13 protein-coding genes are annotated in these 26,083 nt (G+C 60.5%); 6 read left to right on the top strand and 7 right to left on the bottom strand.

Translation table 11 applies throughout. The features are described from left to right. Nucleotides 1-63: 63 nt before the first annotated feature. From HNQ65_RS09525 to HNQ65_RS09510, 4 genes are all read right to left on the bottom strand, one after another. Entirely contained in the window at nucleotides 64-3,165 is a 3,102-nt protein-coding gene (locus tag HNQ65_RS09525; RefSeq protein ID WP_184339291.1) for a PVC-type heme-binding CxxCH protein, read from the bottom strand. Nucleotides 3,166-3,379: 214 nt separating this feature from the next. Then, nucleotides 3,380-7,852 carry a PVC-type heme-binding CxxCH protein gene (locus tag HNQ65_RS09520; RefSeq protein WP_184339290.1) on the bottom strand — a complete coding sequence of 1,491 codons (4,473 nt, stop codon included), beginning with the start codon at nucleotides 7,850-7,852 and terminating at the stop codon, nucleotides 3,380-3,382. A 101-nt stretch (nucleotides 7,853-7,953) separates the two neighbouring features. Further along, nucleotides 7,954-9,447 (bottom strand): sulfatase family protein, encoded by a 1,494-nt coding sequence (locus tag HNQ65_RS09515; protein WP_184339289.1) that lies wholly within the window; start codon nucleotides 9,445-9,447, stop codon nucleotides 7,954-7,956. 13 nt (nucleotides 9,448-9,460) lie between these two features. Beyond that, nucleotides 9,461-10,252 (bottom strand): 3-keto-disaccharide hydrolase, encoded by a 792-nt coding sequence (locus HNQ65_RS09510; RefSeq protein WP_184339288.1) that lies wholly within the window; start codon nucleotides 10,250-10,252, stop codon nucleotides 9,461-9,463. A gap of 107 nt (nucleotides 10,253-10,359) precedes the next feature. Between HNQ65_RS09510 and HNQ65_RS09505 the strand changes: the two genes are divergently transcribed. The 3 genes from HNQ65_RS09505 to HNQ65_RS09495 all read left to right on the top strand — a co-directional run bounded on the left by HNQ65_RS09505 (nucleotide 10,360) and on the right by HNQ65_RS09495 (nucleotide 15,510). After that, nucleotides 10,360-11,682: an alpha/beta hydrolase family protein gene (locus HNQ65_RS09505; protein WP_184339287.1), complete on the top strand. Its 1,323-nt coding sequence runs from the start codon at nucleotides 10,360-10,362 to the stop codon at nucleotides 11,680-11,682. A gap of 64 nt (nucleotides 11,683-11,746) precedes the next feature. Next, nucleotides 11,747-13,018 (top strand): DUF1552 domain-containing protein, encoded by a 1,272-nt coding sequence (locus HNQ65_RS09500; protein WP_184339286.1) that lies wholly within the window; start codon nucleotides 11,747-11,749, stop codon nucleotides 13,016-13,018. Between the two features lie 5 nt (nucleotides 13,019-13,023). Continuing rightward, nucleotides 13,024-15,510, top strand: coding sequence for a DUF1592 domain-containing protein (locus HNQ65_RS09495; protein WP_246437984.1), 2,487 nt, complete (start codon nucleotides 13,024-13,026; stop codon nucleotides 15,508-15,510). 59 nt (nucleotides 15,511-15,569) lie between these two features. Here the strand turns inward: HNQ65_RS09495 and HNQ65_RS09490 are convergent, their stop codons facing one another. Beyond that, a complete protein-coding gene (locus HNQ65_RS09490; protein ID WP_184339284.1) occupies nucleotides 15,570-16,463 on the bottom strand; it encodes a ThuA domain-containing protein in 894 nt (297 codons plus the stop codon). Nucleotides 16,464-16,635: 172 nt separating this feature from the next. On the opposite strand from HNQ65_RS09490, the gene HNQ65_RS09485 reads away from it, so the two are divergent. From HNQ65_RS09485 to HNQ65_RS09475, 3 genes are all read left to right on the top strand, one after another. Then, the gene (locus tag HNQ65_RS09485) at nucleotides 16,636-18,834 is read left to right on the top strand and encodes a heavy metal translocating P-type ATPase (protein WP_184339283.1); all 2,199 of its coding nucleotides are present in this window, start codon (nucleotides 16,636-16,638) and stop codon (nucleotides 18,832-18,834) included. A gap of 95 nt (nucleotides 18,835-18,929) precedes the next feature. Then, on the top strand, nucleotides 18,930-22,676 hold the full coding sequence (locus HNQ65_RS09480; protein WP_184339282.1) for a protein kinase domain-containing protein: 3,747 nt from the start codon (nucleotides 18,930-18,932) through the stop codon (nucleotides 22,674-22,676). A 218-nt stretch (nucleotides 22,677-22,894) separates the two neighbouring features. After that, nucleotides 22,895-23,296, top strand: coding sequence for a hypothetical protein (locus HNQ65_RS09475; RefSeq protein WP_184339281.1), 402 nt, complete (start codon nucleotides 22,895-22,897; stop codon nucleotides 23,294-23,296). Nucleotides 23,297-23,624: 328 nt separating this feature from the next. Here HNQ65_RS09475 and HNQ65_RS09470 read toward each other — a convergent pair whose 3' ends face one another. Beyond that, on the bottom strand, nucleotides 23,625-25,235 hold the full coding sequence (locus tag HNQ65_RS09470; RefSeq protein WP_184339280.1) for an ABC-F family ATP-binding cassette domain-containing protein: 1,611 nt from the start codon (nucleotides 25,233-25,235) through the stop codon (nucleotides 23,625-23,627). Nucleotides 25,236-25,446: 211 nt separating this feature from the next. Continuing rightward, on the bottom strand, nucleotides 25,447-25,995 hold the full coding sequence (nusG, locus tag HNQ65_RS09465; RefSeq protein ID WP_184339279.1) for a transcription termination/antitermination protein NusG: 549 nt from the start codon (nucleotides 25,993-25,995) through the stop codon (nucleotides 25,447-25,449). Between the last annotated feature and the right edge of the window lie 88 nt (nucleotides 25,996-26,083).

Genomic DNA, 26,083 nt, shown 5'->3' with positions numbered 1-26,083 from the left:
CGGGCTATTCCTGCCAGTCTCTGCTTCTCCGCTCCATGTCCAGACGGGGCAGGAATGCCCCGACTACTTGACGTGCATGACTCCGCGCATGATGACCCAGTGGCCGGGGAAGGTGCAGAGGTATGGATAGTCTCCGGGCTCTTTGGGGGCGGTGAAGCGGAGTGTTTCGGCTGCGTTGGGATTGAGAAGCTTGGTGTGGTGGAGGATCTTGTCCGTGGGGGGAATAAAGTCCTTTTTGATGCCATCGGGGTCTTTGGCCATCTCGTTTCCGGCGAGGCCGATCTCCTCCACGCTGCCAGGTTTGCAGATGGCGAGGTTGTGCGCAGTGGCGTCGGGGTTGTTGAAGACGAGGCTGACAGGCTGGCCTGCTTTGACGCTGAATTCGGTTTTGTCGAATAGCATGCGCTCGCGAACGCAGTTGATGGTGATTTTGGCGACGCCGGGTTGTTTGTCGAAGGCGGTTTCCTCGACGGTCTTTTTCTTTTCGAAAGAGCTCCGCTTGTAGCTGGCAGCGAAGGCATTCATGAAGGCGGTGATCTTGGGGTTATCGCCGGCCTTCCAATGGCGTGAGAGGGCTTCACTCCCCAGAGAAGTGCGGACGGCGTATGTCAGGTGCTCGCCCATGGGTTTGTCGAGCACTGGCAGAACGGCATTGAGGGCTTCGGCGGTGCCGATGTAGCTGGCGGCGATGACGGCCTCCATGCGGACGAGGGCATTGGCGTCATTGGCGCGAGAGCGGAGCTGTTCGATGCGATCAGGCAGATCGACATAGCGCAATTGAGTCGTGGCAGAGGCACGGGCGTGGTGCTCTTCGCAATTGAGCAGCGCTTTGAGCAACGCGTGATTTTCGGTTCCGATGGTGCGGCCGGTCCAGAGGGCTTCAAGTTGATGGTGGCGGAGGCGGGCGTCCTTGGGATCAAGGCTGGCGATCCATGTGTCGAGCGCGGTTTTGACTTCGGCGGCATCGCGTTCGTGCAGCTCGCGCTTAGCCTGATAGCGCCAGCGGTAGTGGGGGCTTTTGAGGAGATCGAGAAGGGCGGGAATGGGCGCGCCAGCAACGGTGGGTGGTGCGGCCAACTTGGCCCCCTTTGGCACGATGCGCCAGATGCGGCCGCTGGTGCGTAGGCGGCGCGGATCGCGGAGGGAGTATTGGGCGTGGCCTTTGATGGGGTTGTACCAATCGCAGATGTAGAAGTCACCACGCGGGCCCGCTTTCACGTCCGTGGGGATGAAGCTGAGGTTGGTGGAGAAGATGAGATCACCGATTTTCTTTTCCTCGTAGTGGTCGTCCATCTCGATCCACTGGTGCATCTCGATGTTGTTGGTGGGCTTGTAGCGCGCCTTGATGAATCCGCCCTGAAGCTCTTGAGGCCAGAAATCGAAATCGACAAACTCCTGGCCGCAGGTGCCGGAGTAGGCGGGCATTTTGCCGGCGCCGGGATGCTGCTCGGGATAGGGCGGATTAGTGGCGTGGAAGGCGCTGGCGAAGATGGGATGGCTGGCCATGTGGTGGCCCCAGTCGTCGAAGGTCACACCCCAGGGATTGGTGCTGGGGTAGCTGCCGAAGGTGCTGAGCTTTTGAGTATCGGTGCGCAGGCGGAACCAGCCGGAGTTGTCCAGGCGCACGGGGCCGTAGGCGGTCTCTATTTGGGAATGAAGAAAGATGGAGTCGCGGATGATGAGATCGCCATCGGGGCTCCAGACAAAGTCATGCAGCGCGTGGTGGGAGTCTTCTGTGCCGAAGCCGGTGAATACCTGGCGGGAGAAGTCTGCTTTGCCATCGCCGTCGGTGTCCTTGAGAAAAGTGAGGTGTGGCTCGTCGGAAACATACACACCGCCGTCTCCAAACTCGAAGGCCAGCGGGATGTGGAGATTGTTTGCCCACACGGTGGATTTGTCGGCTCGGCCATCGTTGTCCGTGTCTTCGAGAATGATGAGGCGGTCCTTGGGTTCCTGGCCGGGGTAGAGATGCGGGTATGCCTGAGAGGTGCTGACCCACATGCGTCCACGTGTGTCCCAGCGGATCTGAATAGGATTGGCGATTTCGGGGAACTGCTCTTCGCTGGCGAACAGGTTTACTTCAAAGCGCGGGTCCACCTTGAAGGCGGCGAGTTCATTCGCCGGCGTCATCCATTCGTTGGCACCCTTGCTCTCCTTGGTGGCGGGCATTTCGGGCACATTGGAGTCATCCACTTTTTTGCCGGCAAAGCTCTGTCCCTGTGCGATGGCCCAGATGCGCTGGTCGCGATTGGTCACCATGACATCAAAGCTGCGCATGGCGGGCAGGAAGTCGAGATAGCCGTAGTCCTTGTTGCGGTCACCAGTGTAGTAGAACCCGTTTAATGGGCGGTAACGCTGAAAAAACTGACGGTTGCGATCTGCGATGGCGGCGCGCAGCTCTGGAGTTGTCTCGGGTGCGCTTACTTCAAAGGTGGCGCGATACAACGCCTCGCCAAACACGGCGTAGCCTGCATCTTCGAGATGCACCCCGTTAAAGGTCAGGCCCTTCATCGCGGGTAGCATGGGCTCAAACACATTGGCGAATCCTACTTTCTCTGCGGCTGCCACTTCACTCATCGCCTTGGTGTAGGCGGCGAGACGTGCGTTGTTCATGTCTGCCGCTGGCACGCCTTTGACATTTTCATTCGCGATCGGTGACACCAGAACTACACGCGGCGCGGACTTGCCATTGTAGGCATGCGTTTTGAGCTCCTGAACGAGAGCGGTGAGGCGCAGTTTGAAGTCTGGCAGTTTTTCTACGCCGCCGAAGGATTCATTGAAGCCAAAGGCGGCAAAGATCACATCGGCCTTCTGTGCATGCAGATGCTGGTTGAGCGTGCCAAAGTTTGTGGGGCGCGGCATGAGATCAACCTCGTCTGCGGACCATGCCAGGGTGCGCACCACGAGCTGCTTGTCCGCATGTCCCTTGAGGAGCATGGCCTCGAAATGTGGGAACTGAGCGCCGCGATCAAACAGCGTGTTGCCGATGAACACCACATGGTCGCCTTTCTGCAGCGTGAGAGGCAGCGTCGTGTCCACCGCCGACGTCACCGGGGGCAGAGGTGCGGTCTTTTCCTCCATGTAGTATTTGGCCAGCGCCGGGTCTTCTGGCGGCGCAGGTTTGCCGGTGTCCGTGTTTTTGGCGTCCAGCGGGTTGATCGCCATGGTCGGATTGAGGACCGCTTTTGTATTTTGAGCTACAGCGCACGTTGAAACAAGTGCGAGGGCGAGAAGGAAAGCGGCAGGCTTGGTCATAAGGCGGATGCAAAGGAACGTGGGAGGGCAGTTCTTTTATCTCCCATGAGGAGGTGTGACCGGACAAAAAAGGCGGGCCATTTCTGGCCCGCCTAGATCTCAGACGAGAAGTCAATCTTATGCCTTACTTCACATGCAGTACACCGCGCATGATAAGGTAGTGGCCGGGGAAGGAACAGATGTAGGGATAGTCGCCGGGCTTGGCGGGGGCGGTGAACTCGATCACCTGCTGCTTGCCGTTGTCCAGCAGCTTGCTGTGCCAGAGGATGTTGGTGTTGGCGGGGATGAATCCGGTCTCGAAGCCTTTGGCTCCGAGAGCCATGGCCTGTGTGGCGACTTCATCGGCTTTGCCGGGATTCACCAGGAGGATGTTGTGAGGCATGAAGTCGGGGTTGGCAAAGGTGAGTTTCACCTTCTTGCCGGACTTCACCGTGAGCTCTTTAACATCATACATCATGCGCTCGGGAACGGTGGCGATGCGGATGGTGGTGAGTTCGGGGGTATCGCTGAGGATGCCTGACTTCTTGGCTTTCTCCTCGACCTCGCCGGCGATGACACCGCCGTGCATGGAGGCCTCCACGTTGAACCACAGGTGCTGCACCACGTTGGCCGCATTGCGGGCATGCAGTTCAGGAGACTTCTGAAGCTGGCCCAGCAGCTCCAAATTTCGCACGTTGTGCTGCTGATGAATCCACAGCGCTTCGAGCAGGTGATGCGCGTCTTCTTTTTTACCTGGGTCAAACTGCTTCATCCAGGCCTGCGTGGCAGCGATGACCTCTTTGGTGTCACGCTCGCTCAGCTCGATGTGGGTGCGATGGCGGATGCTGTCCGTGGGATGCTTGAGGTTTTCCAGCAGCGCGGGGATCGGCTGGCCGTCGATAGGCACAATTTTCTGCAATGGGCGACCGGTGGCTGTGATGCGGTAGATGCGGCCATGAGTGTGATCGCGGTTCGGGTCGCGCACATTGTGCTGCATGTGGCCGATGATGACGTTGTGCCAGTCGCTCAGATAGAGCGAGCCGTCTGGTGCGAACACCGCATCGCTAGGGCGGAAGTTTTTGTCGCCGCTCATGAGGAAGCCGCGTGATTTCTCCTCGGTGACGCTGCCGTCGGCCTGGGTGACTTTCACGGTCAGCTCATCGCCTGCAGGCTCGCCCCAGACCGTGCCTTTCTCGGCGTCGCGCTCGAGGTGGTAATGCTTCACCCCGAGGAAGCTGATGACGTTGCAGATGAGGAAGTCTCCCTGCATTTCGTCCGGGAAGTGCGTGCTGCTGACGACCTCGCTGGCGGTCACGGGACGCACTTCCTTTTTGAGCAGCTCATACATTTTGAATCCGTTGCCTTCAGGGCGCACCTGGTAGGCACGACCACCGGTGCCGTCCGTGGCGTACTGGTAGCCCCAGTAGTCAAAGGAGGTGCCATGCGGATTCGGCGAATTCATCGCATGCAGGGCGATGGTGAAGCGGCGCGGATCGAAGCGATACATGGCCGAAGCGGTGGCGTTCAGCGACGGGCCCCAGGGGTGCTCGTAATTGTGCTGCATGAAGACGCCGCTCTGCCAGTAGATGCCGCCGTCAGGGCCGTAGATGAGATTGTTGGCGCCGTGGTGGGTGTCGGAGCTGTCGAGCCCCATGAGCATGATGGTCTGCACGTCCGCCTTGTCGTCGCCGTCGGTGTCCTTCAGGAAAAGGATCTCCGACTGGCGCGTGACGAGCACACCACCGTTCCAGAACTCAAAACCCAGAGGGTTCTGCACGCGGGCAAACTCCGTGGCGCGGTCGGCGCTGCCGTCGTTGTTGTCATCGTGCAGGATGACCAGAGCGTCGTTCATCTCCTTGAGCGGCTCCCATTTTGGATAGGTGGGCCAGGCGGCGACCCAGAGACGGCCTTTGGTGTCGAACTGCATCTGCACCGGATTGGCGATCTGAGGGAAGCGTGACTCCTCTGCGAAGAGGTGAATCTCGAAGCCCTTCTTGATGGCGATATTCTTGAGCTCCTCTTCGCCGCTGATGTATTTCAGTGTGCCTTCCTTCTGCGCGCTGCTGCTCTTGCTGCCGCCGCCCACGTTGGAGATCACGGGAACGGGCTTCGGCACATTGCTGTCGTCGATCTTCTTGTCGCCGCCATTGATGCGAGCCCACACGCGTTCGTCGCGGTTGGCGGTCATCACGTCCAGCATGGAAAGCTCGTGCTGTAGCACTACGGCATTGTTTTGGCCATCAACAAAGCTGAGGGTGGAGCGGCTGCCCCAGACGTCATTGCCGTCAGAGGCGTGGTAGCGGTTGTACCAGTGCAGGTCCTTGTCCATCACGGCTTCGCGCAGCGGTTCCATGGAGGCGGAGGCGCTTACCGGTTTGCCCAGCAGGGCCTTGGCGATCACCTCCGCCAGCTGGCGATCTCCTTCGATGGAAAGATGCACGCCGTTGATGGTGAGCGGTTCCTTCGCGGCCTTGAACAGCTCCAGGGAAGGATGATACAGGTCCACAAATGCCACACCGGCCTCTTTGGCCGCAGCCTCGGTGGCCTTGGTGTAGGCTTCCAGCTGGGCATTGTGCGCTTTGCCGTCTGGCACGTTCACATTGTGTGTGTCTTCATGGGCGATGGGGCTGAAGAGCACAATGCGCGGGAAGGTTTTGCCGTTGGCTTTGCTGCCACGAGTCTTTTTCACGAACTCGACGAGCTGCTTCTGAAACTCCTCGGGCTTGTTGTCATAGGATTCGTTGTAGCCAAAGAAGCCGAAGACGACGTCTGCCTTCACATGGCGAAGGTAGTCGGTCATGTGTGTGGCACCGCTGCTGCGCGGGTAGTTGTTGGGGCGGTCGCCGCTGGTGCTCATGTTGCGGAAGCGCACCTGCATGTCCGGGAGCTGGCTTTGCAGCAGCGTCTCCATCCAGCCGTCATGCTGCATGCGGTCCGGCAGGGCGTTGCCGAGGATGGCCACGACCTCTCCTTTGCCAAAGGCGAAGGGAGACGGGTCTTTGTAGTCTGCAGGCACTTCGGCCAGTTCGGGTTCTTTGACAGCCGGAGCTCCGCCGCCGCCGGACTTCACCGCAGGTTTGCCGGGCTTGCCGTCAAAGGTCAGGTAGGTCAGCTTGCCGCCGCCTTTCACATCGATGGTCATCGATTCTGGTCCGGCGACGTTTTTGATCTCAAACACCGGTTTGCGAGATTCATCGAGCAGCGAGAGCGTGAAGTCACCAAGGCGGTCTGAAAAGCCCTGGCGGCTCCAAAGGTTGATCGTGTCGATGACTTGGCTGGAGCCCAGATCCACTTCCCACCAAGGATTCGGCTGGTTCTCTTTCGTATGAGTCTGGCCGCCTTTGCCCCAGTCCGGGCTCTTGTTGCCATCAAAGGCGCGTTCTGGGACGCCGCCGTTGGTCGTGGTGGATTGCGAGGCCTTGCCGCCCTTGACCACGTTCTTGCCAGCGCTCAGCACTTCGATCTCTGCGATTTGGAGGCAGCGTTTGTCGCCGGGAATTTCGATGCGCACGTATCGTGCGGGTTTGCCAGTGGCAGTGGTCACCTTGGCTGGCGTGCTGGTGGTTGCTGCTGCGGCGGGCTTGGCTTCCTGCTTCTTTGCGGGGCCTTTGGTATTGTGGTTTGCGGGGATGACCGAGGCGTAGCCTGCATACATTTCAGGCTTCACGCCACGGGCGTAGCCGCCTCCGGCGAAGGTGTTGGGCTCGAAGGGGCCGACGAATGAAACGTCCAGGTCAGGCTTGATGGAGTCCTCAAGACGGAGCGCCCAGAAGATGCCGTTTACCACCATGCGGCGGTAGCCTTCATTGGTGATGTCTTCCGAGGTGCCGTAGAGCGTGGTGAAGACGCGGCCGGTTTTGCCGGAGGAGGACTTGTAGGTGCGGGTCCACTCGCTCGGCATCGGCGGCTTGGTGGTATCTGCAGGTGAATCCTTCGTCATGCCGTTGAGCGGCTGTGCCATGGTCAGGATCTCGCCATCGGTGGGCTTGCCCACATAGCCGCCGGCCTGCACCCAGATGTCTGTCACACCGCGCAGGATGGGATGGGTGGCCTTGTCAGGAACGATGGCGATGCGAGTGCTCTGCTTGTGGTTGGTGCCGTAGTGGCCCACCCAGGTCTGGCCGAGCACCTGATGGCCAAAGCCCAGCTCGTAGCCCGGCACTTTGCTGTCGAAAGAATACTTGGCGTAGGGATCGTCCTTCGTTGTTTTGAAGCCATGCGTGGCCGTGCGCAGTCCGACCACCGGACCGCCGCGCGCGAGATAGGCATCAAAGTGCTTCATCTGCTCGGCGGGGAACTGCTGAAAGCGCAGGAAGACCACCGCGAGATCGGCCGTGTCCAGCGCCTCCATGCCGGGCATGTTCGGCACCTCTCCAGCCACGATCTCGCCGTCTTTGTTGATGTCGAAGAGCACCGTGCATTTGAAGCCCTGATGTTTTGCCAGCAGGCGTGCGAGGGCGGGAAGAGACTCCTCGGAGCGGTATTCGTGATCTCCTGCCAGGAAGACGATGTGCTTTCCTTTGCCGGGGCCTTCGGTGCCTTCATAGACGAGAGGTGCGGCGCTCGCGAAGGTCACGAGCGAGAGCAGGGTGAGGAGGAGGACGGTTGGACGTATCATAGGGTTGGAGCGACGGATGGTGTATCTCGCAGGGGATGGAAAAACCGGACAATAAAAGAGAGGGAGAAGTGGCTTTGGTGGGGGCGTGCAGGGGGGATGAGCTATTTCTGATAATCTGCTCCCGTAAGGCTGTGCAGAACGGAGGTCTGCCAGTCACGCAGCCCAGATTGCAGCTTTTTGACGGTGTCAGGCTGCTGGCCAGAGAGGTCTGTCTTTTCCGCAGGATCGGTGAAGAGATCGAACAGCTCCTGTTTTACGGCTCCGCCTTTTTTCAGCTCATGCACCACCAGTTTGAAGCGGCCGTCGATGATCGCGCGCGGGCCGAGGTAATCGGCATCGGTGATTTGCGGGTGCCGGAAGTTGCTGAAATCACGCGTGGCCTTGCCTCCGGCCTTTTTGGCCAGTGGAGTGGTGCCTTCTTGCAAAGCAGGCGCGATGTAGGGCTCTGCCTTTTGCAGGTGGGAGGTATCAAACTGCCAGAACCACAGCGGCTTGGGGCGTTCGCTCGCTTTCCCGTCGATGACCGGCAGGAGATCCATGCCATCAAGGGGCCTGTCTGGCAGCGGCTGACCGGTGAGGGCGCAGAGCGTGGGAAGGAGATCGCTAGTAGTGGCACGGGCTTTGGTGCTGCGTGGTTTGGGGATGCGGGCAGGCCACTCAATGAGACCCGGCACGAGCACGCCGCCTTCATAGACCTGGCCTTTCACGCCGCGATGCGGCAGGAAGAGCGAGGCATCGGGGGAAGTGCCGTTATCGCCGCAGTAAAAGAGCAGCGTGTTTTCGCGCAGGCCGTTTGCCGCGAGGTGCTTTCTCAGCGTGCCGATGGCGCGGTCCATGGCGGTGATCTCGGCATAGCGTTCACGCAGCACCTCGCCTTGGGGTCGTGTCGTTGGGCCTCCGGTTTCGTTGGAGGTGAGCCTGACCTTCTTGTCTTTGTATTTGGCGGGCAGATCGTCGTAGAGGGCCAGATCCTCCGACAGACCGCTGTAGGGTTCATGCGGAGAGCCAAACCACACGACGGTGAAGAAGGGCTGTTTTTCTTTGCGGGCCCGATCAATGAACTTGATCGCCTCATCGATCACCACGGCGGAGCTTTCTCCCTGGATGACTTCCGGCGGGCCGCCATTGCGTGAGAGGGACGGGTTGATCTCGAAGAAATTGTCGTGAGACACCCATTCGTGAAAGCCCATCGCTCCCGGGCTCGTCGGCGACTCTGCTTTCACCGGGCCGAGGTGCCACTTGCCGAAATGGCCGCACTGGTAGCCGGCTTTGGCAAGGATCTTTGCGATGGTGATCTCCTCCGGACGGATGGAGAAGCCGGGATTGAAGGTGCCCATGCGGTTTGGGTGGCGGCCCGTCATGAAACTGGCGCGTGTGGGAGAGCAGCTCGGATGGGCGGCGTAGAAATTCTCGAAGCGGAAACACGTTGCGGCCATGTCATCGAGCACAGGTGTCTTCACGTGCGGATGGCCATTGTAGCCGGTCTCCTCCCAGCCATGGTCGTCCCCCATCATGAGGATGATGTTGGGCGGTGGCTCCGCCGCCGATGAAGCGCCAAGACAGGCAAGAAAGGAGAGAGCGAGCAGGTGTTTCATAAGCGGGTGCAGATCACTTCTTGGTGGCCGGTGGCAGCACTGGTCCGGTGCCCTGAGGGCTCTTGGTGCGGGGCTTTTCAATTTTCTGCGCTCCTGCGGGGAGCTTGGCGGCATCAAACGGCTGCGGGGCCTCCACCGGCAGCACCTTGATGCGCAGGTCTTTAATGTGCACGCTGTTGGGATTTCCGCGATGAAGCTGAATGGCGAGCAGACCTGCGAGGGCAAGCTTGCTCTCATCGCAGTCGGTCAGTTCGGAGGTGATCCTGCCATTGATCTTGTGCACCAGGTGGTTTCCACGGGCGATGACGGTGTATTCATTCCATTGCAAGACGTCCACCTTCACCGGCTCATGCATGGAGAGCTTCCAAAGCGCGCCAGCGGGGTCGAGCAGGACATTGGTGCCGTTGAGGCCGAAGATACCGCGCCCTTTTTCCTCATAGGTCATGCCGGTGTGCTCGGTGGCAGGGTGGATGTCGATCTGGTAACCGGTGATCACCCAAGGCGCGACCTCTGGCAGCTCGCGGCTGCGGTATTGAATGCCGGAATTGTTGTCGCCTTCCACACGGACAGTGGCGTGGAGTTCGAAATCTTTGACCTCGCCGCCACGCCAGATGAGGAAAGAATTGTGCGGCATGGCGTCTGGTCCGGTGCAGGTGCCGATGATTTCTCCGTTTTCCACCTTCCACAGCTTGGGGTCACCATCCCATCCCGTGAGGTCTTTGCCATTGAAGAGTGCGGTGAAGCCGTCTTCAGCGGAAGCTGTGGCGGCGAAGATGAGGAGGGAAAGAAGCGCGGGGAATCTCATGAGGGGAATGGCAGGTGAAAAGGTCGGGTGAGGGAAAACGAGTGCGGCGTGCCAGTTTCTCTTCATGCATGCAACTTTCTCACTTCATTCCGTGTAGGTTTGCTCCCATGCGTTCACTTGCCCTTCTCTCCCTCCTGGCGCTCACTGCCCCTCTGCTGGCACAGCAGCCGCCGTATGATGTCTTTCCTGCGGCTGATCCGCCCTACTACCGGGTGCGTTATGAAGCCTCGACCACCCCAGGAGAACTGATTTTCCCCGTGAACTACACGGTTTGGGTGCCTCCGGGGGTGAAGAAACTGCGCGGAGTCATCGTGCATCAGCATGGCTGTGGCGAGGGCTCCTGCAAATCTGGGCTGACCGGGGCCTTTGACCTGCACTGGCAGGCACTGGCAAAGAAGCACGGCTGCGCCCTGCTGGCTCCCTCCTATGAGCAGCCGGAGAAGGCGGATTGTCAGATGTGGTGTGATCCGCGCAATGGCTCGGACAAGGCCTTTCAAAAAGCCCTTGCCGATCTCGGTGCGAAGTCCGGTCATCCTGAACTCTCCAAGGTGCCCTGGGCCCTGTGGGGGCACAGTGGCGGTGGCCACTGGACCGGCGGCATGACCATCCTGCACCCCGATCGCGTGGCAGCCGCCTGCCCGCGCTCCGGCGTGCCGCTGCTGGAGGAGAATCCCACCCGGCCCACGATCAAGGCCTACACGCTGCCGGATGCCATCTCTGGCGTGCCCATCATGTGCAATCTCGGCACCAAGGAAGGTGTGACTGTCAAGGAGGGCCGGTTTGCGGGAGCGTGGGCCGCCAATGAAAAGTTCTTCACCGCCGTGCGTGCCAAGGGGGGACTCATTGGCATTTCCGTGGATCCTTTCACCAGCCACGAATGCGGCAATCAGCGCTACTTCACCATCCTCTGGCTGGACGCCTGCCTCAGCGCGCGCCTTCCCGAACAGAGCGGCGACCCGCTGAAGCCCATGCCTACCAAGAATGCCTGGCTGGCCCCGCTGCTCGGGACGGAGGCCACCCCGTCCGAGAAGTTTGCCGGAGACAAGGCCCAGGCGCTCTGGCTGCCAAACGAGGCTATCGCCAAAGCCTGGATGACTTATGTCAAAGACACCGCGATTGCTGATACCACACCGCCGCCTGCGCCCACGGGCCTGGAGGTGAAGGATAACGTGCTGACCTGGAAAGCTGAGGCCGATCTCGAAAGCGGTCTGGCGCATTTCATCATCATGCGCGATGGCGAGCAGGTCGGGACTGTGCCGGAGCAGCCGAAGAATCCCTTTGGCCGCCCGATTTTTCAGGGACTGCAGTACAGCGACACTCCTACCAATCCGTTGGTGGAGATGCGTTTTGCCGACACCAAGGCCGAAGCAGGCAAAAAGCACCAGTATCGCGTGATTTCCGTCAACACCGCAGGTCTGAAATCTGAGTAAAAAGGGCGTGTTTCCTGCTGCAACACTGAGGGGTCTGGCTACGTAGTAGTCAGACCCCCAAATCATGAACAGACGCCGCTTTATCCTTCAATCCCTGGGCACCTCGCTGGCCCTGCCAGGACTCCCCTCCCTCATGGCCGCGAATGTGGGTGGCAATTCCGCCTTGAAGGCCACCAAGGGTGCAGGTGCCGGAGCGCGTCGGTTTGTGGCCATCGGCAATCTGCTGGGCTACCAGACCAAGCAGCTTTTCCCGACCACCAAGGGACGCGACTACGAGAAGACCACGCTGCTGGAGCCGCTGTGGGACATCCGCGACCACATGACGGTCTTTCGCGGCCTCGATCATGGCGTGAAGGGCGGGCACTTTGCCGTGCATTCCTTCCTTTCCGGCGTGCTGAACTCCGAGGCGCAAAACCGCCCAGACGGCAATGTGACGATTGACCAGTATCTAGCGGACGAGATCGGCTTTGAGACGCGCTTTCCTTCGCTGACCGTTGGCTCCGAAGGCGGCATCCATGGCGGCTGCCAGATCGCCTGGACGAAGTCGGGCGTGCGTGTGCCGCCTGTGACCAATCCTTCGCAGTTGTTTGAAAAGCTTTTTGTCAGCGACTCCAAGGAGCGCCAGGCACGCCGCGTGCAGGAAAACCAGGTGCAGGCTTCCATCCTCGACTCCGTGCTGGATGAAGCCAACCGCCTCTCCAAGCGTGTGAACAAGGAGGACAAGGACAAGCTGGATGAATACCTGACCTCTGTGCGCGACGTGGAAAAGCGCCTGGAACTGCGCCAGCGCTGGGTCAGCCAGCCGAAGCCGAAGGCCCCCTTTGACAAGCCTGCGAACCACAACGCGGTGGAAGACCTGCCGATCCTGTATGAGCTGATCGCGCTGGCTCTGCAGACAGACAGCACGCGCATCGCTACGCTGGAGATCGGCGGTGACTTCATGCCGCAGCATCTCGGCATCAAGAAGGACTGGCACGGCCTTTCCCACCACGGCAATGATCCGGAAGCCATCGCCAGCCTCATCACGCTGGAGAAGTACCAGATCGAGCATTTCGGCAAGTTCGTCGCGCGTCTTTCCAAAATGAAGGACGGCGACCGCACCCTGCTGGACTCCACCACTGTCCTCTTTGGCAGCGGCATGGGCGACGGCAACTCGCACAAAAACTCCGACCTGCCCATCCTCCTGGCGGGCGGCGGCTACAAGCACGGCGAATTTCGTGAAGTGCCGCGCGAGGGCATCAACAAAGTGCCGCTGTGCAATCTCTTTGTGGACATCGCGCAGAAGATGGGCGTGGAGACGGACTCCTTTGGCAACAGCACGGGTCGCTTCTCGTGATGAGCATGACAGCTCCGATAATTCGCTCCAGCGCACTGCTTTGCCTCACGCTCCTCACCACGGTTCATGCGGCAGACGATGCGCCCAAGCTCGCGCAGCAGTTTCTCGGGAAGTACTGCCTGGAGTGCCATGATGCCGATGTGCAAAAGGGAGACCGTGCCTTTGAGAAATTTGCGCTGCCGCTGAAGTCTGTCCCGGATCTCATCGACGCACGTGACATCATCGACCAGCTCACGCTGAAGGAGATGCCGCCGAAAAAAGCGGACCAGCCCAGCGATGAGGAGCGTCTGGCCATGATCCGCGCGCTGCGTGATGGCACGGTGGCGGCCTATGGCAAATTCCAGAGCACGGGCAGCCGCACGGTCATGCGCCGCCTGTCCAGCCGCGAGTATGAGAACACTCTTGCTGTGCTGTTTGGCCGCCGGGTGGATACCCTGGGGCTCACAGCCGATTTCCCGAAGGAAAAGACGAGCCAGCACATGGACAACATCGGCAAGTCCTTGGTGACCTCGGGCTTCCTGGTGGATCAGTATTTCCAGTCTGCGAACCGATTGGTGGAAACACGACTGGGCAAGCCGGCCACCGAGCCAAAGAGCTGGCATTTCAACAGCCACTTTGTGCAGTACGAAGAACTGCAGGGCTCTCACAAGTCCGCCTTCAACTTCCGCTACCTTTGCCTCTACGAACAGCCGAACACCGACACCCGCCAGGGCGGCTACGGCCATATCGAGGACTTCAAGCAGGGAGTGCCCGTGTCCGGTCTTTATGACATCGAAGTGGAGGCTGTCGCACTGCACCGGGACACGCACTATGATCCTGCCATTTTCGGCATCGACTTCTCCGAGCCCTTCATCCTCGGAGTCGTGCCTGGAGATGTAACCAAAGGACACATTCATTACCCGCAGGCCATTGAGCCGCTGCTGGCGAGCACCGTGGTGCCGGACAACACGCCTACCGTATTTAAATTCCGCGTTTGGCTGGAGGCCGGGCAGACCCCCCGCTTCATCTTCCCCAACGGCCCGTATGAATCCCGCGCCTCGGTGGTGACGATCAACAAACGCTACAAGGACGAGTTCAAGGCAGACGTCGGTTCTTCAGGCGTCGGCCGCGCCCACATTCTGCTGGAGGGCAAACTGCCGCACATCCGCATCAGTGATATCAAGATCAACGGCCCTGTGCCTGAAGAGAAAGGCGGAGCCGAGGAGATCGCTGTGTTTGGCAAGGATGGATTTCAAGAAGCGCACGCGCTGGAGCAGCTCGATGCCTTTGCGGAGAAGGCCTATCGTCGTCCGCTTACTGACGCTGATCGCCAACCCATCAAGGCTTTGTATGAAAAGCGGCTGGCTGAAAAAAACACACCCCGGCAGGCTGCGCTGGATGCGCTGAAGCTGATCCTGTGCTCCCCCTCTTTTCTCTATCTGAGCGAGATTACCGCTGAGTCTGAAAAAACCCTCAGCCCCTACGACCTTGCCTCGCGCCTCGCGTATGCTCTGTGGGCTGCACCACCGGACGCAGCGCTGCTTGCCTCTGCAAAGTCTGGCAAGCTGACGCAGGACGCGGAGCTGAAAAAGCAGATTCAGCGCATGCTGGCCGATGAACGTGTGACGGGTTTCATCGGCGGCTTTTTGGACAGCTGGCTGAATCTGCGTGAACTCGGCGGCATGCCGCCGCCACGCGAGGTTGTGCGCTCCTATTATGCGGAGGACCTGCCCACCTCCATGAAGACCGAGGCCAGCCTCTTTTTCCGCGACATGCTAAAAACCAACGGTTCTGTCCTGCAGTTCATCGACTGCGATCACAGCTTTGTGGACAAGAAACTGGCCAGGCTCTACGACCTGCCCGAGCAAAAGACCCTGCGCCTGGCCGATGGCTTCAAGAAAGTCAGCTTCAAGGGCGATGCGCATCGTGGCGGCCTGCTCGGCATGGCTGCCGTGCTGACGGTGAGCGCCAATGGTGTGGAGACCTCGCCCGTCACGCGCGGCGTGTGGGTCACCGAAAACATTCTTGGTGTGCCGCCGCCCCCGCCGCCGGATGTGGTGCCGGCGATTGATCCTGATGTCAGCGGAGCCACCACCATCCGCGACCGCCTTGCCAAGCACCGTGCCGATGCTGCCTGCGCCGAATGCCACCGCAAGATTGATCCGCTGGGTTTCAGCCTGGAGTCTTTCGACCCCGTCGGTCGCTGGCGCACCAAGTACCCGCAGGTGAACAAGAAGACTCCTGCGCCCAAGATCGACACCACCGGCGAATTTCCCTCAGGCGAAACCTACACGGACTTTGCCAGCTTCAAGAAGGTCATCCACGATACCCGCGCCGATCTTTTCAGCCGCCATCTCATTCGTCAGGTGCTGACCTACACTACCGGGCGCACGATGGAGCTGAATGACGACTTCATTATCGACAAGCTGCACGACAAGGTGAAAAAGCAGGGCCTCGGCCTGAACACGTTGCTGGTTGAATGCCTGATGAGCGAGGTATTTCGCTCAAGGTAATCGTTGGCGGTCCGCAAAGGGGATTTTGCAGACCAATGTCTGAACCGGCCGCAGATTCTCTACTTCACGACAGGTGCTGCAGGTGCAGCTTCAGGCTTCACCTTTTTGGGTGGTGCGATGCGCGGTGTCAGGAAGGAATCGATCAGCGCCTTGTCCGCTTCGCATTTCGCGCCTGTGGCAGGAATCCCCACTCCAGCTGACCACAGCACGCCATTGATCACCAGCTGACGCATGCCCGCCTGCTCCCAGGCTCCGTGGGCATCCAGCCCGCTGAAGCTGAAGGAGCGTCCGCCGCTGGGACGCTCATAAGCCCAGCCGACGATGTCCTTGTCGCCACCTTCAGGGGAGCCGAGCTTCTCCTTGCCCGACCAGACCAGTGGAGTGATACCCTTCATTTCTGCCGGGAACTGCAGGTGGTTCAGCCAGCCGTCATTGATCTTCCATGGAGTGACTCCGCTGGTGATTGCGTGCTTGGGAAAGGTGTCATGCACGCTGTCCCAATGGCCGCGGCTGGAGAGCCCGTTGTACAACGCACCGAGCCAGCCCATGGACTGCTGCGCAAAGGACGGTGTGAATTCCACGGCCTGATGCAGGTTCACCAGTCCCACCTTGCCGTCCGCCATCTTTTGCACGGCAGCCACATGTTCGGGCGAGGCCAGATAGGCCTGCTTGCCACCGCCATCGGTGTAAAACACGACGGCTGCTGCGCCTTCGAAGATCTTTTCATCCGCGGGCCATTCCTCATTCACCAGCACGGCATCCACTCCCGGTGTCTGCTTGAGCAGCACCTGCATGAGGCGGCAGCCGCCGAGGTAGTCATGATGGCCGACCTTGTCCACCTCCTTCACCTTGCCAGCCACGAGGACGATTTTAACGCTGTCAGCCGCCCACGAGGAAGAGGCAAATACAGTGGTGAGTGCGAAGGAGAGCAGAAAACGGGAGCGTGAGATCATGGGTGGTTGAATCTGATGCCGAGAGAAACGCAGCCGGACCGGGTGAAATGTCGGCAGATGTGGGATTTGCTGATTTGCCTGCCGCGGAAGCACGAGCCTGCCTTGGAATGACGCAGCATTCGCCAAGAATCGGCTGGTGATGACGTTGATTGTGCGGCTATTTATCGCTGCAATGTCTCCTGAAGCCCCGACATCCTGCCCGCACTGCTCTTCGCATGAGAAGAAGCCGGCTGCTGCTGTGAAGGAAGATCTGCCGCCCGCAGCCTACATCTGCCCCATGTGCGCGGATGTTCGCTCGGATACCCCTGGTGCCTGCCCGCATTGCGGCATGGCGTTGGAGAAAAATCCGCTGGCCCGCCGTAATGAGCCCGAATGCTGCGGTGACGGTGGGGATGAAGAGGTGCAGGATCTCTGGTGGCGTGTGCGCTGGAGCGCCGCCATGGCTGCGCCGGTCGTTCTTCTTTCCATGGGCATGGACCTGCCTGTGATCCGTGACATCCCGCACGAGGCCTCCGGATGGATGCAGTTTGTGTGGGCCTCTCCGGTGGTGTTCTGGGTGGGCTGGCCGCTGCTGCAGCGCTTTGTCGCTTCTCTGCGTACATTGCGGTTCAACATGTTTACGCTCATCGGCCTCGGCGTGCTGGCGGCGTGGGTTTACAGTACGGTGGCGCTGGCCGTGCCGCAGTGGCTGCCACATCAGGCCGGGCACATGGTCTTTTACTTTGAAAGCGCCGCCGTCATCACCGTGCTGGTGCTGATCGGGCAGCTGCTGGAGCTCCGCGCCCGCAGGGCCACCGGCAGCGCCATTCAGGCGCTGATGAGCCTGGCGCCCAAGACGGCCTTCCGTGTGCGTGAGGGTGTCGAGACTGAGACCCCCTTGGACGAGATCCTGGTGGGCGACGTGCTGCGCATCAAGCCCGGCGCGCAGATCCCGGTGGATGGCAGCGTGCTCGAAGGCAGCTCCACTGTGGATGAATCCATGCTCACGGGTGAGTCCATGCCGCAGGAAAAAGCGGCAGGCGCAGCAGTGACTGGCGGCACGGTGAATGGCAGCGGCACCTTCCTCATGCGTGCGGAGCGCGTGGGTGCGGACACCCTGCTGAGCCAGATCGTGGAAATGACCGCCAAGGCCCAGGCCAGCCGCGCTCCCGTGCAGCGTCTGGCAGATCGTGTGTCGGCCTGGTTTGTGCCGGCTGTCGTTGGCGTGGCGCTGCTGACCTTCCTGCTGTGGTGGGCCTTCGGACCGCAGCCTTCGTTTGCCTTTGCCGTGGTGAATGCCGTTGCCGTGCTCATCATCGCCTGCCCCTGCGCGCTCGGTCTGGCCACGCCCATGGCCGTCACCGTGGGGTTGGGGCGAGGCGCGCAGCTCGGTGTGCTGATCAAAAACGCCGAGACGCTGGAGCGCCTGCAGGGGATCGACATCGTGATGCTCGACAAGACCGGCACGCTGACTGAGGGAAAACCCTCGGTGGTGGAGATCTTCCCGTTGCCCGGGCTTTCCGCACGTGACCTCCTCGCCTGCGCCGCTGCCGTGGAGGTCCCCAGCGAGCACCCGCTCGGCACCGCTATCGTCAATGCCGCCAAAGAGCGCGGCATCCCTCTCGCAACCGTCGCGGACTTCCAGGCTATCCCAGGCGGTGGGGTGCTGGGAAATGTGGGCGAAAGCGAAGTCTTCGTCGGACAGGAGTCGTTCCTGAAAAAGAACGGCGTTTTGATCAGCCCTGAGTGTCAGGCGCAGTCGCAGAAGATGCAGGCTGAGGGAAGCACCGTGGTCGTCGTGGTGCTCAATGAAAAGCCTCTTGGGCTTATTGCCATCAAAGACAAGATCAAGGAGTCCGCGCCGCCCGCCATTGCGGAGTTGCACGCGCTGGGGCTTAAGCTGCAGATGATCACCGGAGACCTGCAGGCCACCGCGCAGCGTGTGGCCAAAGACCTCGATATCGACGAAGTGGCTGCAGAGGTTTCCCCGAAGGAAAAGCTGCTGCAGGTCTATCAGGCGCGGGGGAAGGACCGCCACGTGGCCTTCGCCGGAGACGGCATCAATGACGCGCCCGCGCTGGCGGCAGCCGATGTGGGCATCGCCATGGGCACCGGCACGGGGGCGGCGATCCAGAGCGCCTCAGTCACGCTGGTGAAGGGGGACCTGCGAGCCCTGCACCAGGCCTTTGCCCTCAGCCGCGCCACCATGAAGGTGATCCGCCAGAACCTCCTCTTTGCCTTCCTCTACAACGGCCTCGGCATCCCGCTGGCCGCAGGCATCCTCTACCCTCTCACCGGGTGGCTGCTCAATCCTATGATCGCCAGCATTGCCATGTCTCTGAGCAGCGTGTCCGTTATTTTGAACAGCCTGCGTCTGCGGCAGTTTAAATAAAGCCGCCATGGTGATTTCCTTCTCTTACTCCATCACAGGGCTTGCCCATTGTGGCCTAATCTGAAACATTTCCCTTCCTCACTCGACTCCTCTCTGTGAACCCTGAACCGGCCCAACCAGCACGCTCCTCTGAAGACAAAGAGGCAAAGTCTCTTCCTGTGGAGGAGACTCCGACGGGAATGGTCACGCTCGGGCCGGAGGATGTGACGATCGCCATCCCCAAGCTCAAGCCTGGAGAGCCGCCCACCAGCCAGTTCAAGGCAGACTCCTCCGCGCAGGGCTCTCCCACGGGCATGATCACCCTTGGCCCGGAGGACATGACCATCGCCATTCCGACCCCAAGCCGCAGCCTGCCTGCCGCGACCTTGGGCGCAGGCCGCAAGCCCATGCCGATGGACACCGGCAATATCACGCTCGGTCCCGAAGATCAGACCATCGCCATTCCCACCGGCAGGCCGGCGACCCTGCCGAGTGCAGCCACGCTTCCCGGGGCTGCCACGCTGGCCAGCCACGGTGGGCTGCCTGCCGCCACCGCCAGCTCCATGGCCTCGATGGGGGTCACCTCCAAGCCGAGGTCACACATGGAGTCCCTCACCGGCAACGATGGCTGGATCGGCGACCGCTACCGCCTTCTCGACAAGCTCGGCGAAGGCGGCTTCGGCGTCGTTTACCGCGCCGAGCAGGTCAAGCCCATCCATCGCATCGTCGCCATCAAGATCGTCAAGGCCGGCGTCACCTCGGCAGACATTCTCGGACGCTTTGCCATCGAGCAACGCACGCTCGCCATCATGGAGCACCCAAACATCGCCCGCATCCTCGACGCGGGCGAGACGGACATTGGCGCTCCCTACTTTGTCATGGAGATGGTCAAGGGCCGCTCCATCACCCAATACTGCAAGCAGAACGAATTCGATCTCCGGCAGCGCCTCGCCCTCTTTATCCCTGTCTGCCGCGCGGTGAACCACGCCCACCAGAAAGGGATCATTCATCGCGACATCAAGCCCGGCAACATCATGGTCATGGATGAGGCCGGCAAAGCCGTGCCCAAGGTCATCGACTTCGGCATCGCCAAGGTCTTGGAAGGTGAGGGCTCCGGTCACACCATCGCCACCGGTGTGGATCAACTCGTGGGCACCCCCGGCTACATCAGCCCGGAGCAGATCGAAAACGGCAGCTCCCATGTGGACACACGCTCAGACGTGTATGCTCTTGGAGGTGTGTTTTTCGAACTGGTCTGCGGCAAGGCGCTCATCACCCCCGCAGACATCTCGGCCAAACCCATTCACATCCTGCTGCGGGATCTCGCTGAGAAAGACCCTCCCAAGCCCTCCAGCATCGAGCCCTCCGTCAAAGGCGATCTTGACTGGATCGCCCTCAAGGCTCTGGAGCGTGACCCCGAGCGCCGCTATGGCAGCGCCGATGACCTGGCCGATGACATCACGCGTTATCTCAATTTCGAGCCCATCACCGCCCGTCCGCCCAGCCGGCGCTACCTCATTACCAAATTCGTCCGCCGCCATCGCGTCGGTGTCGCTGCGGCCATCGCCATTTCGCTAGCGGTCCTCATCGGCGGCATCACGAGTACCGCCCTCTACTTTGAAGCCGAGCGCAATCACCAGGAAGCCGAGCGCGGGCGTGAAGATCTGCGCCGCTCCTACAGCCGCTCAGATGAGCAGATGGCGCGGCAGTTCACCGAGCGCGGCCAGCACAATGATGCCGTGGCCTACCTTGCCCGCTCTCTGCGCACCGATCCCCAAAACGACCGCTCCTCGACCAATCTCCTCTCCCTCCTTGCCAACGTCCACCTCATCCGCCCGGACACCGCGCCCCTGGCGCTGCCTCAGGGCGCCACAGAGGCCGCCAGGATCGTTGTAAGCCCGCAGGCCGGGCGTGTCGTCGCAGCCAGCTTCATCGCTCCCAAGGCCGGCGCGGCTCCAGAGCCCGGCGGCAGGCGACAGACCATCTCCATCTGGGACATGAAAACTGGCGAGCGCACCGACCACCCTGTGCCTCCCGAAGTCGAGATCACCTGTCTCGAGGTCACTCCCGATGGGCAGCAGGCCGTCATCGCCCGTGACGATGGCAGCGTCGAGCTCTGGAACCTCAAAGACGGCAAACGCCGCACCCTCCAGCCGCTCATGCCCAGTCTCGTCACCTGCATCGCCATCTCCGGCAATGGCACCAAGCTTCTCGCTGGCAGCGAGGTTGGCTTGGAAGGCATGGGCACTATCCACGTCTGGGACCTCCGACAGCCCCAGGAGCCTGCCAAAGTGCTCAAGCAAAAAGGCGTCGTTGGCGAGATCGCCGTGGACAATGACGGCATCTTTGCCGCCTCCATCTTCAGCGGAGACCTCATCAATCCCGAGGGCGAAGACGGTGCTGCCACCACCTGGGACCTCCGCCTAGGCCAGCGTGTGGGCGAACCCATCGAGGTCGAAAAAGGTCTCCTCCATGTCGCCATCGAGCCCACCAGCGAGCTCATCGCGCTCGGAATGAACAAAGGCGAAGTCTTCGTCGGCAATTTCCGCAACGGCGGCGAGGTCCTCCCTCCCATCACCCACCCCTCCTCCATCACCTCCCTCGCCTTTAGCGACGACGCCAAATCCATCGTTGTCGGGGATGGCGGCGGCTACGTCCACATCTGGAATCTCAGCGACGGCAAGCTCCGCTTCCCCACCCGCCCGCACGATGGTGAAATCCTGAAAGCCATACCCGCCACAGACACCAGCCTCATCACCTCCATCTCCAGACATGGTGACGTCAGTGTCTTCGATATCCAGACGGGAGCCCTGCTCTCCTCCCACATCGAATACGTCGTCAAAGACGCCAAAATCACGCGCGACGGCTCCCTCCTCGCGTTAGCCCCGCGTGGCATGCCCTTCGTCCAAGTCTGGAACATCCACGAGCGCATGTCCGGCCGAAAATTTGTCGATGTGCTCGACAAAAATCTTATCACCCGCATCAAGGGGCCCGACAACTCCCCTGACCAGCTCCGCAATTCAGAAGCCGGTGGCGCCAACCGCAAAAAGTCCCTCTACGCCGCCGCCGACCCTGACGGCACCGTCTTCATCTACGACGCCAAAAAGCTCCAGCCTATCGGCAAGCCCTTCCACCATCCGCCCGCCGTCGGTGCCTGCACGCTCACGCAGGATGAAAAATTCCTCATCACCTCCGGGCGCGACCGCGCCGTGCGCGTGTGGGACATCGCCTCTCGCGAAAACGTCGTCACTTTCCAGCACCACTCCTACGTGCCCGTCATCGCCCTCAGCCCCGATGACAAGCGCCTCGTCACCGTCACCGACGAGGGCGAGATGCGCGTGTGGGAGCTCGCCTCCGGCGCGTGTCTCACCCCCGGCATCCGTGACACCCCCCGCAGCAGCCAGGATGAGGAGGGCATCGTCGTCGCACGTGTGTCTGACGATGGCGCCAATGTACTCTTCCGCGTTTCAGGCCACGGCTTCTTCACCGCCGCCATGCCCCCCCAAGGTGTGCAGCTGCCAGGGTGGTTCCTCACGCTCGCCGAAGGCATCGCCCGCCGTCATCTCTCCGCTGACGGCAATCTCCAGGATGTCTCCCTAGAGGACTACGAAGCCGCCGTCTCCGCCGTGCCCAAAAAGCCCGCTCCAGGCGAGGAGATCGCCTTCAAGTGGGCTCGCTGGCTGCTTACCAGCGCCGTCACGCGTCCGCTCTCGCCCTTCGAGACGCAGACCTTCGACGACTACCTGAAATCCCTCAAAGCCCAGGGCTCACCCGCCGCTGCACGCGAATTGCTTCGCTATCGTCCCAAAGACAAAGACGCCGCCGAGCGCGCCAAGCTCCTCGTTCCCTCCCTGCCCAAGTAGTCCTGTTCCGTTGTCCGGCCAGTTTGCAATTCTCAGTTTTCAGTTCCCAGTTTACAATCTCCACCCCATATCATCCTGCACCACCGCGCCTTCGCTTTCTCCTTCCAGGCTGATGCCAGGTATTGAGACTTGGCTCTGCAAGTCACCAACAACTCAACATGAGGCTTTTTCTTTGCTTCTCATTGGTCTGCATGAGCGGATGCGCAATCCCCACCTCAATGAAGCGGCATGCAGTGGAACATGAACTGCACGCAGATTTGAAGAAACTGTTTGATCAAGAAAACCACGTTCCGCCCGAAAGAGACGTTCTAAACATTAATGACTTGCATGAGCGCCATCATGAATTGGTTTTGCGCAGCGTGACGACAGATCAGGGGAAGAAGAAGTTGCTCCCTCAGTTAAGAAAGCTGTTTGTTCTGTGTGGAAGCAACGACGCCTTATTCTCCTCAACCCTCCAGGGCATCGTGCTACAGACAGGAGTCAGTACCTCACTTCAATCGGCACTGTGGGTATACTTTGATAAAATCCCCTTCGATTTCCTCAGCGTGGGTGGTCAAACACTCAATCCTAATTACCGCTACAGTCGTGTGATATTGGATTATAAAGTGCTGTACAGATAAGAGTTCGAAAAACTTTGGGAGGAATCAAAACAGGTGTGACGGCGCTCTCCCGTCGCAGCCCCCATCGTGGTCCGCACCACGCGAAGCCAGCCTACGGCCCCCATCGTGGTCCGCACAGTCCTCTGTGCGGCACGCTACCTCCCTGACTCACGAGTCACTCCATCCCTCTGCGCAGAACCCACCGCCCCGCATAAAAGTACGATGGACACCCATGTCCGTCGCCCAGCGCCCCCTCAAACACCCACCACCCAAAGCCCCCACTTCTGGAAACTCCGGGCCAACCACCGCAAGCAATCGCAAACCACCACCAACGGCCCTCCGGGCCCCACTACCCCGCCACCACCGCCGCGCGCGCATTCTCCTCCGCGCCCGTCTTCTCCAGGTAGTAGTCATAGTCCCCCGCATACGCCGTCACCTTGCCGTCATTGATATGCAGTACCTTCGTCCCCAGCGACCGGATGAAATGCACATCATGGCTGATGAACACCAGCGTCCCCTCAAACTTCTGCAGCGCCAGGATCAGCCCCTCGATCGCCCAGATGTCCAGGTGCGTTGTCGGCTCGTCCATCAGCAGCAGGTTCGGCGGATCCACCAGAAACTTCACCAGATTCACGCGGCTCTTCTCGCCGCCGCTCAGCACCCGGCACTTCTTGTGCACATCCTCGCGCTTGAAAAGGAATGAGCCCAGGATGCTCCGCGCCTCATCCTCGCGCAGCTCCGGCGCCACACGCTTCAGCTCCTCCAGCACGCTACAGTCCGGGTCCAGCGTATCCGCCCGGTGCTGGGAGAAATACCCCAGCTTCACATTCGTCCCCAGCTTCCGCTCACCCTTCTGGAAAGGCACCTCACCCGCCAGGATCTTGATCAGCGTGGACTTGCCCGCCCCGTTGGGCCCCACCAGCACCGTCCGCTCCCCGCGCTCGATCTCCAGATCCAGACCGCGATACACCTGCTTCGTCCCATAAGCCTGGTGGATGTCCGTCAGCGTGATCAGCCGCTGCCCGCTGCGCTGCGGTTGCGGGAAGTTAAAGCGGAAGCCCTTCCTCAGCGGCCGCGGCTTCTCCAGCTTGTCCATCTTCGCCAGCTGCTTCTCACGGCTCTGCGCCTGAGACGCCTTCGACGCCACCGACCTGAATCGGTCGATGAAATCCTGGATTTGCTCGATCTCCTTCTGCTGGTTCTTGTACGCCTGCATCGCCCGCTCGTAGTTTTCCTCGCGCTGCTTCAGGTAGTCGCTGTAGTTCCCCTGGTAAGAGATGAGCTTGCTCTCCTCGATCTCATACACCTGCTGCACCAGCTCATCCATAAAGTCGCGGTCATGCGAGATGATCAGCAGCGCCCCCGGATAGTTTTTCAGGTAATTCCGGAACCACATCAGCGACAGCAGGTCCAGGTGATTCGTCGGCTCATCCAGCAGCAGCAGATCCGGCTCCATCACCAGCAGTCGCGTCATATGTGCACGCATCACCCACCCACCGCTAAATTCGCGCGCCGGGCGGTTAAAATCCTCCTCCTTGTATCCCAGCCCTTTCAGGATCTTCTTCGCCTTTGCCTCCGTCTGCGGGTCCTGCAGCGCATCATGCTTCGCATGCGCCTCAAAATACTCCGGGCTCGAAACATCCCCCGCCGCCTCAAAGGCGCTCAGCGCCTTCTCCAGCGCCTCAATCTCCCCCGCCTTCCCCGTCGCCACCTCCAACACCGTCTCATCCCCCACCGGCTCGCTCTCCTGCGGCAGAAACCCCACCGTCGTCCACTCATCCCGGATCACCTCCCCGGAGTCCGGCGTGTCCGTCTTCAAAATCAGCGAAAACAGCGTCGATTTCCCTGCTCCATTCGGCCCCACCAGCGCCACCCGCTCCCCATAGTTGATGGTCATCGACGCGGCGCTGAAAAGCGTGCGTGCATTAAAAGTCTTCGTGACGTCGCGGATGGTAAGCATGGGAAAAGAAAAAGGGAAGGGGGAGCAACTCAGCTACCCCACACCACGCCACTTGCAAGGCCCAGCATGCCTCACGCCTAATCTCTTCCCATTCAAAAAGTTTTGGCCTGATCGAGTCGAGAATGGCTCTGTAGAATCATCTGTCCAAGGCTCGTTGACGTTCCAATGGCTCCAGCGTGTTCCCTCGCTCCGTTATGACCATCGCAAACTCTTACTTGGCCGCCAGCACTGACCGCGGCTGATGCTCCGTCAAAATCTTTGACAGCGGTACCTCCACCGCATTCTCCCGTCCCAAAAACTCCAGCAGAATCCGCACACGCTCAACGCCCGTGAGCATCGCATTCACAATCCCCTTCATCCCGCGCATCGGACCTTCGGTCAGCTCCACGGTGTCACCGACTTTCACACCCACTTCCACCTCGCAAATCTCCACGTCCTTCATCTCGGCCTTCAGCTCCTCGATCGCCGCATCCGGTACGGGCGTCAGCGTGTCCCCAAAGTCCACCACCTTGATCACGTTCTGCGAGTAGTTCACCGCCCGCAGCGACTCCAGAGGCACAAACCGCGCAAAGAAGTAGCTCGGAAACAGCGCCTCGACGAACCACACCTTGCCCCGCCGCGTGTTCTTCTGAAACCGGATGCGCGGGCAGTATGTCTCCACGCCCTCCAGCCCCGCCATGAGCGATGCGGCGATGTGCTCGCACTTGGGGCGAGTGTGCACCACGTACCAGGCCAGGGTGGATTCTTGTTTGGGTTTCATCAGGAAATGGTCTTCTCAAACTGTCTTGCACGCTCGCAGAGGCAACCACAAACCGCTGTGTCGGATAAAAAGAAAGCGCAAGGTGACG

It is taken from the genome of Prosthecobacter vanneervenii (assembly GCF_014203095.1).
In the GTDB taxonomy this organism is placed as follows: Bacteria; Verrucomicrobiota; Verrucomicrobiia; order Verrucomicrobiales; family Verrucomicrobiaceae; genus Prosthecobacter; species Prosthecobacter vanneervenii.
The sequence above is the reverse complement of the archived record's forward strand: the minus strand, read 5'-3'. Positions and strand labels throughout refer to the sequence as shown.

What these genes read in the sequence shown, in the direction of transcription:
- HNQ65_RS09525 (WP_184339291.1), bottom strand. Translation starts at nt 3,165, where the DNA reads ATGGCGATCAACCCGCTGGACGCCAAAAACACGGACACCGGCAAACCT.
- HNQ65_RS09520 (WP_184339290.1), bottom strand. Translation starts at nt 7,852, where the DNA reads ATGATACGTCCAACCGTCCTCCTCCTCACCCTGCTCTCGCTCGTGACC.
- HNQ65_RS09515 (WP_184339289.1), bottom strand. Translation starts at nt 9,447, where the DNA reads ATGAAACACCTGCTCGCTCTCTCCTTTCTTGCCTGTCTTGGCGCTTCA.
- HNQ65_RS09510 (WP_184339288.1), bottom strand. Translation starts at nt 10,252, where the DNA reads ATGAGATTCCCCGCGCTTCTTTCCCTCCTCATCTTCGCCGCCACAGCT.
- HNQ65_RS09505 (WP_184339287.1), top strand. Translation starts at nt 10,360, where the DNA reads ATGCGTTCACTTGCCCTTCTCTCCCTCCTGGCGCTCACTGCCCCTCTG.
- HNQ65_RS09500 (WP_184339286.1), top strand. Translation starts at nt 11,747, where the DNA reads ATGAACAGACGCCGCTTTATCCTTCAATCCCTGGGCACCTCGCTGGCC.
- HNQ65_RS09495 (WP_246437984.1), top strand. Translation starts at nt 13,024, where the DNA reads ATGACAGCTCCGATAATTCGCTCCAGCGCACTGCTTTGCCTCACGCTC.
- HNQ65_RS09490 (WP_184339284.1), bottom strand. Translation starts at nt 16,463, where the DNA reads ATGATCTCACGCTCCCGTTTTCTGCTCTCCTTCGCACTCACCACTGTA.
- HNQ65_RS09485 (WP_184339283.1), top strand. Translation starts at nt 16,636, where the DNA reads ATGTCTCCTGAAGCCCCGACATCCTGCCCGCACTGCTCTTCGCATGAG.
- HNQ65_RS09475 (WP_184339281.1), top strand. Translation starts at nt 22,895, where the DNA reads ATGAAGCGGCATGCAGTGGAACATGAACTGCACGCAGATTTGAAGAAA.
- HNQ65_RS09470 (WP_184339280.1), bottom strand. Translation starts at nt 25,235, where the DNA reads ATGCTTACCATCCGCGACGTCACGAAGACTTTTAATGCACGCACGCTT.
- nusG (WP_184339279.1), bottom strand. Translation starts at nt 25,995, where the DNA reads ATGAAACCCAAACAAGAATCCACCCTGGCCTGGTACGTGGTGCACACT.